This window comes from Anaeromyxobacter sp. SG64, from assembly GCF_022690745.1.
Taxonomy (GTDB): Bacteria; Myxococcota; Myxococcia; order Myxococcales; family Anaeromyxobacteraceae; genus Anaeromyxobacter; species Anaeromyxobacter soli.
On record NZ_JALCZB010000011.1, the window covers coordinates 75,644 to 86,283 of the forward strand.

The window sequence follows — 10,640 nt, forward strand, 5'->3', positions numbered from 1 at the left end:
GCGCTGACGCGCCGTCCTTGATCGCACGCAACCCTCGGCTTTCACTTGCGCGGCGCGTCGTCGTCGTGACGCGCGGTTGCTTGCCCTTCGAGAAAAAAGCGCGAGGCGGGTGAACGGGAGCCTCCGATTGTGCTTCAATGCCGCGCACTCTGCAGCCCGGTACTGAGGTGCATCACCCAACGTAATGGAGGCACGATGAACTTCTCGAAGCTCAGGGCGATCGCCCTGGTGAGCGCGGCGCTCGCCATGCCCGCCGCCGGCCACGCCCAGGACGCGAAGCCCGGTGAGTTCAAGATCCCCGGCACCAACACCACGCTCAAGCTCAACGGCTTCGTCGAGCTCGACGCCACCTACGACTTCAGCGGCGCCGACGAGGACATCCGCGGCGACGACTGGGCGTCCTTCCTCGAGTTCCAGCCGCTCGACCGCGGCGAGCGCGACAAGGACCGCCTGTACGTGACCGCCCGCACGTCGCGCGTCGGCCTCACCACCACCACGCCGACCGACCACGGCAACCTCGTGGTCCGCGTCGAGGGCGACTTCAACTCGCCGTCCGCCTTCAACTACTCCACCGAGGCGACCACCAACGGCACGAACTTCCGCATCCGCCACGCCTACGGCGAGTACGCCGGGTTCCTCGTCGGCCAGACCTGGGCCAACTTCATGGATCTCGGGTCGCTCCCCGACACCGTGGACTTCAACCCGCACGGCGCGTTCGCGCTGACCCGCTCGCCCGGCGTCCGCTACACCGCCAACTTCGGCGGGCCGACCCTCGCGGTCGCCCTCGAGAACCCGCAGAGCCTGGTGCTCAACACGGAGAAGGCTCCCGGGACGCTCACCGTCGGGCGCGAGTTCGACCGCTACCCGGACGTCTCCGCGAACCTCACGGTCCCGTTCTCGCTCGGCCACCTGAACCTGCGCGCCGTGACCTTCGAGTACCAGGGCCGCACCGCGGCCGGCGTGCACGACAGCCGCTGGGCCTGGGGCGCCGGCGTCTCCGGCAGCGTGAAGCTCGGCAAGCTGGACAGCGTGGTGTGGTCGGTCCAGGGCGGCGACGGCATCGGCCGCTACATGTTCACGACGCTGTTCCAGGGCGCCGCGTTCGTGGGGAACGACATCGAGCTGTGGAGCGCGGTCGCGTACCACGTGGGCCTCACCCACAACTGGTCGCCCACCTTCCGCTCGAACCTCATCTGGACCCAGACGTTCTTCGACAAGGACGACGCGCTCGCGGCCGAGCTGGGCGATCCCCTGTCGAACAAGCGCATCGACGCCGGCTACGTGAACTCGTTCTACAGCCCGGTGAAGAACGTCGAGCTCGGCCTCGAGTACGCTTACGGCCGCCGGACCGTCTTCGCCGCGGCCCTCGCCGATCCGTCCAACGACGTGGGCACGCAGCACCGCGTCAACGCGCTCGCTCGCTACACCTTCTTCTAGGCGGGGCGGGTGGTTTCCGAGGGGGGCGGTGGCCGAGCGAGGCCGCCGCCCCCCTCGTTTTCGTCGTCACCTCGGCGCGGTGCGCAAAGAACCGGGGGTGAGGAGGGTGCCCGCGAAACGAGCACCGCCCGGGACGGCGCCGCGGGCCGGGAAGCGCGTTGCACATTGCCCATGACAAATGCGTTCTGTATGACGGAAGCTTCCGTTTCTTCACCCCTGGAGGCTCCCATGCGTTTCGCGCGAGCGTTGGCGGTTTCGGCACTGGTCCTGGCCGTAGCCGGTTGCGAGAAGAAGCAGGAACCCGCCGCTGCGGGTCAGCAGCAGGCGGCGGCACCGTCGGACACGATCCTCATCGGGCACGTCGCGTCCCTCACCGGCGAGCAGGCGACGTTCGGCGAGTCGACGGACAACGCCATCAAGCTCGCGATCGCCGAGGCGAACGCGAACGGCGGCGTGAAGGGCAAGAAGCTCGCGCTCAAGACGTATGACGACCAGGGCAAGCCCGAGGAGGCCGCGGTCGCCGCGACGCGCCTCATCGTGCAGGACAAGGTCGCGGTGCTCCTCGGCGAGGTGGCCTCCAGCCGCTCGCTCGCGATCGCGCCGATCGCGGACACCAACAAGGTCCCGCAGATCTCCCCGACCTCGACGAACCCGCGCGTCACGAAGGACGGCACGAAGACCCGGCCCTACGTCTTCCGCGTCTGCTTCATCGATCCGTTCCAGGGCACCGTGATGGCGAAGTTCGCCCACGAGAACCTGAAGCTGAAGCGGGTGGCCATCCTCCGCGACGTCGGGAACGACTACTCGGTCGGCCTCGCCGACTACTTCTCCGCCAAGTTCAAGGAGCTCGGCGGCGAGGTCGTGAGCGACCAGAGCTTCAAGGCCGGTGACCAGGACTTCAAGGCCCAGCTCACCGCCATCAAGAACAAGAACCCCCAGCTCATCTACGTCCCCGCCTACTACACCGACGTCGCGCTCATCGGCCGCCAGGCCCGCGAGCTGGGATTCAAGGGTCCCCTCGCCGGCGGCGACGGCTGGGACTCGGCCAAGCTGTACGAGATCGCCCAGGGCGCGCTCGACGGCTCGTACTTCTCGAACCACTACACCCACGAGAACCCGGACCCGCGGGTCCAGAACTTCGTGAAGAAGTACAAGGACACCTACGGCTCCGTGCCGGACGCGCTCGCCGCCCTCGGCTACGACGCGGCCCTCGTCGCCATCGACTCCATGAACCGCGCCAAGGACCTCACGGGCCCGGCGATCCGCGACGCCATCGAGCAGACGAAGGGCTTCCACGGCGTGGCGGGCAACATCACGCTCGACGCGGATCACAACGCCGTGAAATCGGCCGTCGTGATCGGCATCGAGAAGAACACCCCGAAGTACGTCACGACCGTCGAGCCGTAGGGCTCCGCCTTCCGTAGAGAAGGGGAGGGGTTGATCGAGGCCCCTTCCCTTCTCTATGGTGTCGCACCCCATTTCCCCGGGTGGCCCGCGTGACCGAGTTCCTTCAGCACTTCGTGAACGGCCTCTCCGTCGGGACGATCTACGCCCTGATCGCGCTCGGCTACACGATGGTGTACGGCGTCCTGAAGCTCATCAACTTCGCCCACGGCGACGTCTACATGGTGGGCGCGTTCTCGGGCTACTACCTGGGGATCGTCGGCGGGGGAGGCGAGCCGTCGTTCTTCCGGGCGGCGTACGTCACGCTGGGCGCGATGATCGCGTGCGCGCTGCTCGGGTTCGTGATCGAGCGCTTCGCCTACCGGCCGCTCCGCCACCGGGCGCGGCTGACCGCGCTCATCACGGCCATCGGCGTCTCGTTCCTGCTCGAGTACGGGTTCCAGCTGTCGCCCTGGATCCGCACCCCGGTGCAGTTCCCGCCCGGCCCGAGCCCGCGCTTCTTCCCGCCGCTCATCGACTTCGGCGGCGAGCGCTCCATCGAGGTCCTCGGCGCGACGATGCCCAAGATCGATCTGCTCGGGCTCGGGGTCGCGCTCGGGCTGATGCTCGTGCTCCAGTTCATCGTCTACCGCACGCGCTTCGGCACCGCGATGCGCGCCGTCTCCTTCGATCCGCAGGTCGCCGGCCTCATGGGGATCCCCGTGAACCGGATCATCTCCTGGACCTTCATGCTGGGCAGCGCGCTCGCCGCGGCGGCCGGCATCATCAACGCCTCCTCGCGCCCCAAGATCGAGCCGCTCTTCGGCCTCATCTCCGGGCTCAAGGCGTTCGTGGCGGCGGTGCTGGGAGGCATCGGGAGCGTCCCCGGCGCCATGGCGGGCGGGCTCCTGCTCGGGCTCACCGAGGAGTACGTCGCCGGCTACACGGACTCGTCCTACCGCGACGCCATCGCGTTCACGGTGCTCATCCTCGTGCTGCTGATCCGCCCAGCCGGCCTCTTCGGCCGCGTCACCGTGGAGAAGGTATAGTGGCGCGCGCGAAGGCAGTGTTCCGGTCGATCCTGCCCTTCCTCCTGGGGCTGCCCGTCCTCTTCGCCATCCAGTCGGTGACGCCGCCCGACTACGCGCTCATCCTGGTGAGCGTCGGCGTGAACGTCGTGCTGGCGGTCTCGCTCAACGTGGTGAACGGCTTCACCGGGCAGTTCTCGCTCGGGCACGCCGGGTTCATGGCGGTGGGCGCGTACACCGCCGCGAAGATCACCACCGGGCTCGTGGGCGTGGACCTCCCCTTCGTCCCGCAGGCCTTCTCCGATCAGGCCATCTTCGCCCTGGCGCTCAGCGCGGGCATGGCCACCGCGGCGCTCGCCGGCTTCCTGGTGGGCATGCCCTCCCTGCGCCTGCGCGGCGACTACCTCGCCATCGTCACGCTGGGGTTCGGCGAGATCATCCGCTCCGTCATCGAGAACATGAAGACCCTCGGGCAGGCGACGGGCCTCTCCGGCCTGCCCCCGCGGACCAACCTCGTGTGGGTGGGCGTCTCGGCCATCGCCACGGTGGTGATGGCGCGCCGGCTCGCGGTCTCGACCCAGGGCCGGGCGCTCTTCGCCATCCGCGAGGACGAGGTCGCGGCCGAGGCGATGGGCGTGGACACGACCGGCTACAAGGTGCGGGCGTTCGTCATCTCGGCCGCGTACGCCGGCCTCGCCGGCGCGCTCATCTCGCACGCCATCCTGCTCGCCACGCCGCGCATGTTCACCTTCGTCCGCTCCATCGAGGTGGTGGTGATGGTGGTGCTCGGCGGCCTCGGCTCCATCACGGGCTCGATCGTCGCCGCCTGCACCCTCACCATCGCGCTGGAGCTGCTCCGCGAGTTCCAGGCCTACCGCATGGTCGTCTACGCGATCCTCCTCATCGCGCTCATGCTGCTCCGCCCCCAGGGGATCTTCGGGACGCGGGAGATCTGGGACCTCGCCATCGTCCGCCGGCTGTTCCGGACCCGGCAGCTCGCCGCGACGGGACCCGCCGGCGCCTCGCCGACCGAGGTCCGCGACGACTCGACCAAGGGGGTCGTATGAGCGCGCCCCTCGAGGCGAAGTCGGTCACCATGCGGTTCGGGGGGCTCAAGGCCCTCTCCGAGTTCAGCCTGGTGATGGAGCCCGGCGAGCTCGTCGGCCTCATCGGCCCGAACGGCGCCGGCAAGACCACCGCCTTCAACGCCATCACCGGCGTCTACACGCCCAGCGAGGGCGAGGTCCGGGTGTCCGGCGAGCTCGTGAACGCCCAGCGCCCGCACGAGATCTGCGGGAAGGGCGTCGCCCGCACCTTCCAGAACATCCGCCTCTACAAGCAGCTCACCGCGCTCGACAACGTCCGGGTCGCCTGCCACGCGCGGGCGACGAGCGGCTTCTTCGACGCGCTGTTCCTCACCGCGCGCCACCGCACCGAGGAGTCCCGCATCCTCTCCCGCGCCGAGGAGTACCTGAAGGTGATGGGGCTCTCGCACCGGCGCGACGAGATCTCCCGCAACCTGCCCTACGGCGAGCAGCGCCGGCTGGAGATCGCCCGGGCGCTCGCGACCGGCCCGAAGGTGCTCTGCCTCGACGAGCCGGCGGCCGGCATGAACGCCGCCGAGAAGGTCGAGCTCATGCAGCTCATCCGCAACATCCGCGATCGGTTCGGCATCTCGATCCTCGTCATCGAGCACGACATGCGGCTCGTGATGGGCGTCTCCGAGCGGCTCCTCGTGCTCGACCACGGCGTGACCATCGCGCAGGGCAAGCCCGAGGCCATCCGGAAGAACCCGAAGGTGATCGAGGCCTACCTCGGCGACGCGTACCTCGAGGAGAAGCACATCGCGATCACCCCGGAGGGCGCGCGATGAGCGGCGACGGCCTCATCCTCCAGGTGAAGGACCTGCGGGTCCACTACGGCGCCATCGAGGCGCTGCGCGGGGTCTCCCTCGAGGTCTCGCAGGGCCAGGTCGTGGCGCTCATCGGCGCGAACGGCGCGGGCAAGACCACCACCCTCCGCGCCGTGTCGAAGATGCTCAAGCCGAGCACCGGCGCGATCCACTTCAAGGGGGAGGACGTCACGCGGCTCCCCTCGCACGCGCTCGTGGCGCGCGGCATGGCCCACGCGCCGGAGGGGCGGGGGATCTTCCTCAACCTCACGGTGCGCGAGAACCTCGACCTCGGCGCGTACCTCCGGAGCGACCGGGCCGGGATCGCCCAGGACGCCGAGCGGCAGTTCTCGCTCTTCCCCATCCTCGCCGAGCGCCGCAACCAGGTGGCGGGCACGCTCTCGGGCGGCGAGCAGCAGATGCTGGCCGTCGCCCGCGCGCTCATGAGCCGGCCCAAGCTGATGCTGCTCGACGAGCCGTCCCTGGGGCTCGCGCCGCAGGTCGTCGAGCGCATCTTCAGCGTGCTGCGCGAGGTGAACGCCTCCGGCGTCTCGCTGCTCCTCGTCGAGCAGAACGCCCACAAGGCGCTCCAGCTCGCGCACCGGGCCTACGTGCTCGAGACCGGCAACGTCGTGATGCAGGGGACCGGCAAGGAGCTGCTCGCCTCGCCGGAGGTCCGCAAGGCGTATCTCGGGGAGTGACGGGCCACGCGCGCGCGGTGTGTCCACGCGCGCGCCGGGAGGCTATCTTCCGGGGATGTCCATCGCCTCACCACGCTCGGCGCAGGGCCGGGAGTTCCTGGCCGGCTGCCGCGACGAGCTCCCCATCCTGCTCGGCGTCGCGCCCTTCGGGATGATCTACGGCCTGCTCGCGCTCGGCGCGGGGCTCCCCGCGCTCACCGCCCAGGCGATGTCGTCGGTGGTGTTCGCCGGGTCGGCGCAGTTCATCGCGACGCAGCTCATCCGCGAGGGCACGCCGGCGGTGGTCCTCGTCGTGACGGTGTTCGTCGTGAACCTGCGCCACGCGCTGTACAGCGCCTCGGTCGCGCCGCGCCTCAAGCACCTCGGGACCGGCTGGAAGGTGCTCCTCGCCTACCTCCTCACCGACGAGGCCTACGCCGTCGCGGCCTCGCGCTACGCGCGCGACGGCGACCGGCCCGACGTCGCGCCGCACCTCCACTGGTACTTCCTCGGGGCCGGCGTGACCCTCTGGGCCGCCTGGCAGGCCAGCACCGCCGCGGGGGTGTTCCTCGGCGCGGCCGTGCCGCGGAGCTGGTCGCTCGACTTCACCCTCGCCCTCACCTTCATCGCGCTCGTCATCCCGGCGCTGAAGGACGTGGCGGCCGCCGCCGCCGCGATCGCCGCCGGCCTCCTCGCGGTCATGGTGGTGGGGCTGCCCTACAAGCTCGGCCTGGTGCTCGCCGCGCTGGTGGGGATCCTCGTCGGGCTGTTCGTGGACGCGAGGCGGGCATGAGCTGGCTGCCCGCCCTCGCCGTCGCCGGGCTCGTCACCTTCGCGATCCGGCTCTCCTTCATCCTGCTCCTCGGGAAGGTGGAGCTGCCGCCCATCGTCACCCACGCGCTGCGCTTCGTCCCGCCCGCCGTGCTCTCGGCGATCGTCTTCCCGGAGCTGCTCGTGCGCGACGGCGCGCTCGACCTGCGCCCCGGGAACCTCCGGCTCGTGGCGGGCGTCGTCGCGGCCCTCGTCGCGTGGCGCACGCGGAACGTGGTCCTCACCATCGCGGTCGGGATGGCGGTGCTGTGGACCCTGCAGGCCCTGGCCTGACGAGCGCGCCGCGATGGTCATCCCCCCGCAGAAGCTCGCGCTCTTCGTCGCCGCCACGCTCGCCCTCACGCTCACGCCCGGCCCGGCGGTGCTGTTCATCGTGGCGCGCAGCATGAGCCTCGGCCGGCGCGCCGGGTTCCTGTCGGTGCTGGGGGTGGGGCTCGGGAACACCGTCCACGCCGCCGCGGCCGCGCTCGGCCTGGCGGCGCTGCTCGCGTCGTCGCCGGTGGCCTTCTCCTTCGTGAGGTACCTCGGGGCCGCCTACCTCGTGCTCCTCGGCGTTCGCCGGGTGCTCGACCGCGGCGGTTCGCTGGGGGCCGCGGACGCAGGGGCGGCGCCCGCCGCGCCGCGCTCGATCCTCCGCCAGGGCTTCCTGGTGGCCGCGCTCAACCCCAAGACGGCGCTCTTCTTCCTCGCCTTCCTGCCCCAGTTCGCGGATCCCGCGCGCGCGTCGATGGCGGCGCAGGTCCTGGCCCTGGGCCTCCTCTTCGTGGCGCTCGCCGTCGTCACCGACAGCGGCTACGTGCTCGTCGCCGGTGGGCTCGGGGGCTGGTTGCGCCGGAACCCCGCGTTCGCGCGCAGGGAGCGCTACCTGAGCGGCGCGATCTACGTGGGCCTCGGCGCGCTGAGCGCGCTCGCGCGGTGACGGCGTTGCTCGCCTGGGCCGAGCCCGTCGCGATCCGCGCCCTTTGCCCCGCTCCGCGCGGGCTGATATGTCCTCGCGCCGTGCCCGCGACCGAGCCCGAGCGAACGGTGATGGACCCCGCGGCGGCAGTGCCGCCGGGGGCCCCCGCGCGGCCTCCGCGCGGGCGCGGCACGGCGCTGGGGGTCGCCTACGTGGCGGCGTCCGCGGTGAGCTTCGGCACGCTGCCCGTCTTCGCGCGCCTCGCCTACGCGTCGGGCGTGGACACCTCGACGCTCCTCCTGCTCCGCTTCACGATCGCCGCCGCCCTCATGTGGATCGTGCTCGCGCTCCGCGGCGCCCGGGTCCCGCGGGGCAAGGGGCTCGCCATGCTCGTCGGCATGGGGGCGATCGGGTACGCCGGGCAGGCGTTCTCGTACTTCACCGCGGTGAGCCTCGCGTCGGCCGGGCTCGCGGCGCTGCTCCTGTACCTCTACCCGGCCCTCGTCGCGATCCTGGCGCGCGTCGTCCTCCGCCACCCGCTCTCCGGCGCGCAGCTCGTCGCCATCGTCATGGCGCTCCTCGGGAGCCTGCTCACCATCGGGCGGGCGGTGGACGGGTCGCCGCTCGGGATCTTCTTCGGCGTGCTCGCGGCGCTCATCTACTCGGTCTACATCCTCACCGGCGGCCGGCTCCCGGCCGGCATCACGCCGACCGCCTCGACCACGGTGGTCAGCTCGGCCGCGGCGGTGGTCTTCGCGGGCGTGGTCCTGCTGCGCGGCCCGCAGCTGCCGCGGACGCCGGTGGGCTGGGCCGCGGTCCTCGCCATCGCGGTGATCTGCACCGTGCTCGCCGTCGCGTTCTTCCTGGCCGGGCTCGAGCGGCTCGGTCCGGTGCGGGCCTCCGTCTACTCGACCCTCGAGCCCGTGACCACGCTCGTCCTCGCCGCCGTCCTGCTCGGCGAGCAGGTGACCCTCGTGCGCGCCGCGGGCGGGGCGCTCATCCTCGGCGCCGTGCTGCTCCTCTCGCGCGTCGAGGCGGCGTCCCGGTGACGGTCCCCGCGGAAGGGTCCCGCGGCGCGGCTGGGGTCGGCTACGCCGCGGCCGCGTATCTCATGTGGGGGCTGTTCCCGCTCTACTTCCACGCCCTCGCCGGCGTGCCCGCCCCCGAGATCCTGGCCTACCGCATCGTCTGCTCGACGCTGTTCGTGGCGGCGCTCGTGACGCTGAAGCGGCGCTGGGCGGACGTCCTCCGGCAGCTCCGCGCGCCGGGGACGCTTCCGAGCCTCGCCGCGAGCGCGCTCTTCATCTCGGCCAACTGGCTCGTCTACGTCTGGGCCGTGAACGCGGGGCGCGTCCTGGAGGCGAGCCTCGGCTACTTCGTGAACCCGCTCGTCTCGGTGGTCCTCGGCGTGGTGTTTCTGCGGGAGCCGCTCACGCGCGCGCAGCGGATCGCGGTGATCCTCGCGGCCCTGGGCGTGGTCGCGCTCGTCGTCCGCGCCGGGACGTTCCCGTGGGTCGCGCTGGCCCTCGCGCTGACCTTCGGGCTGTACGGGCTCATCCGCAAGCGGGTGCGGGTGGACGCGACCGCCGGGCTCCTCGGGGAGGTGGCGCTCCTCACGCCCGTCGCGGCGATCTACCTCGCGGCGCTGGGGGCCGCGCACGCGGGCCACCTCGGCGCGAGCGCACGCGTGACGATCTTCCTCGCCGCGAGCGGGGTGGTGACCGCGATCCCGCTCATGCTGTTCGCCCTCGGCGTCCAGCGGCTCCGGCTCTCCACGATCGGGCTCCTCCAGTACGTGAACCCGACCGTCCAGTTCGCCATCGCCGTGCTCGTCTTCCGGGAGCCGTTCTCCGCGGCGCACGCCCTGACCTTCGGCTGCATCTGGCTCTCGCTCGCGATCTACTCGTTCGAGGCGCTCGCGCTGGCTCGGCGTCAGGCGGGGTGACGGGACGCGACCGTCGGGCCCCGTGAAGAGACGCTCGCCGGCCAGGGAGAATCCTCCCGAGCGTTGCCGCCGAGCTCGGGGCGTGCTCGAAGGCGGATCGAACCTGCATCGCGTGCGGTACGATCGGTCGCATGCACGCCGTCCTGCCCTGCATCGCCGCGCTCCTGGTCTCCGCCTCGACGCCGGCAGAACCGCGTCACGATCCCGAGCCACCGACGGGCGCCTGGGACGATGAGCCCGAGGCGACGCAGGGGGACGCCGAGAGCGCTGCCGCGCTGACGCTCGAGCGAGACGGCGCGGACGCCGTCCCGGCGCTCGTCGCCGCCCTCCGCGCCGAGAGTCCGTACGACGCGGGCAGCGTCATCGCGAGCGACGCACGCTTCGTGCGGCTCACGCACGCGGAGCGGGCCCGGCTGCTCGGGTCAAGTCCCGTCTTCTGTGTGAATGGAACTCCGCGTGAAGCTCCTCGGCTGAATCACGCCGCCTTGGCGGCGGCGACGTCCTTCGACTTCAGCATCGACAGGTCCAGATAGCGACGGTCGGTCCA

At 71.3% G+C, this 10,640-nt stretch carries 12 protein-coding genes; all 12 read left to right on the forward strand.

The window, feature by feature from the left end; genetic code table 11:
• Positions 1–195 precede the first annotated feature (195 nt).
• The 12 genes from MNZ29_RS05630 to MNZ29_RS05685 all read left to right on the forward strand — a co-directional run bounded on the left by MNZ29_RS05630 (position 196) and on the right by MNZ29_RS05685 (position 10,626).
• Positions 196–1,437 carry a DcaP family trimeric outer membrane transporter gene (locus MNZ29_RS05630; protein WP_242353530.1) on the forward strand — a complete coding sequence of 414 codons (1,242 nt, stop codon included), beginning with the start codon at positions 196–198 and terminating at the stop codon, positions 1,435–1,437.
• Between the two features lie 228 nt (positions 1,438–1,665).
• Positions 1,666–2,844: an ABC transporter substrate-binding protein gene (locus MNZ29_RS05635; protein WP_242353532.1), complete on the forward strand. Its 1,179-nt coding sequence runs from the start codon at positions 1,666–1,668 to the stop codon at positions 2,842–2,844.
• An 89-nt stretch (positions 2,845–2,933) separates the two neighbouring features.
• Positions 2,934–3,869 carry a branched-chain amino acid ABC transporter permease gene (locus MNZ29_RS05640; RefSeq protein WP_242333693.1) on the forward strand — a complete coding sequence of 312 codons (936 nt, stop codon included), beginning with the start codon at positions 2,934–2,936 and terminating at the stop codon, positions 3,867–3,869.
• Positions 3,869–4,915, forward strand: coding sequence for a branched-chain amino acid ABC transporter permease (locus MNZ29_RS05645; protein WP_242333690.1), 1,047 nt, complete (start codon positions 3,869–3,871; stop codon positions 4,913–4,915). The genes MNZ29_RS05640 and MNZ29_RS05645 overlap by 1 nt, the downstream gene beginning before the upstream one ends.
• Positions 4,912–5,721, forward strand: coding sequence for an ABC transporter ATP-binding protein (locus MNZ29_RS05650; protein ID WP_242333687.1), 810 nt, complete (start codon positions 4,912–4,914; stop codon positions 5,719–5,721). The genes MNZ29_RS05645 and MNZ29_RS05650 overlap by 4 nt, the downstream gene beginning before the upstream one ends.
• Positions 5,718–6,440, forward strand: coding sequence for an ABC transporter ATP-binding protein (locus tag MNZ29_RS05655; RefSeq protein WP_242333684.1), 723 nt, complete (start codon positions 5,718–5,720; stop codon positions 6,438–6,440). Before MNZ29_RS05650 ends, MNZ29_RS05655 begins: the two co-directional genes overlap by 4 nt.
• Before the next feature lie 55 nt (positions 6,441–6,495).
• On the forward strand, positions 6,496–7,212 hold the full coding sequence (locus MNZ29_RS05660; RefSeq protein WP_242333681.1) for an AzlC family ABC transporter permease: 717 nt from the start codon (positions 6,496–6,498) through the stop codon (positions 7,210–7,212).
• Positions 7,209–7,523, forward strand: coding sequence for an AzlD domain-containing protein (locus MNZ29_RS05665; protein ID WP_242333678.1), 315 nt, complete (start codon positions 7,209–7,211; stop codon positions 7,521–7,523). Before MNZ29_RS05660 ends, MNZ29_RS05665 begins: the two co-directional genes overlap by 4 nt.
• A gap of 13 nt (positions 7,524–7,536) precedes the next feature.
• Entirely contained in the window at positions 7,537–8,169 is a 633-nt protein-coding gene (locus MNZ29_RS05670) for a LysE family translocator (RefSeq protein WP_242333675.1), read from the forward strand.
• 80 nt (positions 8,170–8,249) lie between these two features.
• A complete protein-coding gene (locus tag MNZ29_RS05675) occupies positions 8,250–9,197 on the forward strand; it encodes a DMT family transporter (RefSeq protein WP_242353542.1) in 948 nt (315 codons plus the stop codon).
• Positions 9,194–10,093 (forward strand): EamA family transporter RarD, encoded by a 900-nt coding sequence (rarD, locus tag MNZ29_RS05680; RefSeq protein WP_242333668.1) that lies wholly within the window; start codon positions 9,194–9,196, stop codon positions 10,091–10,093. Before MNZ29_RS05675 ends, rarD begins: the two co-directional genes overlap by 4 nt.
• 131 nt (positions 10,094–10,224) lie before the next feature.
• On the forward strand, positions 10,225–10,626 hold the full coding sequence (locus tag MNZ29_RS05685; RefSeq protein ID WP_242353544.1) for a hypothetical protein: 402 nt from the start codon (positions 10,225–10,227) through the stop codon (positions 10,624–10,626).
• Positions 10,627–10,640: the final 14 nt, after the last annotated feature.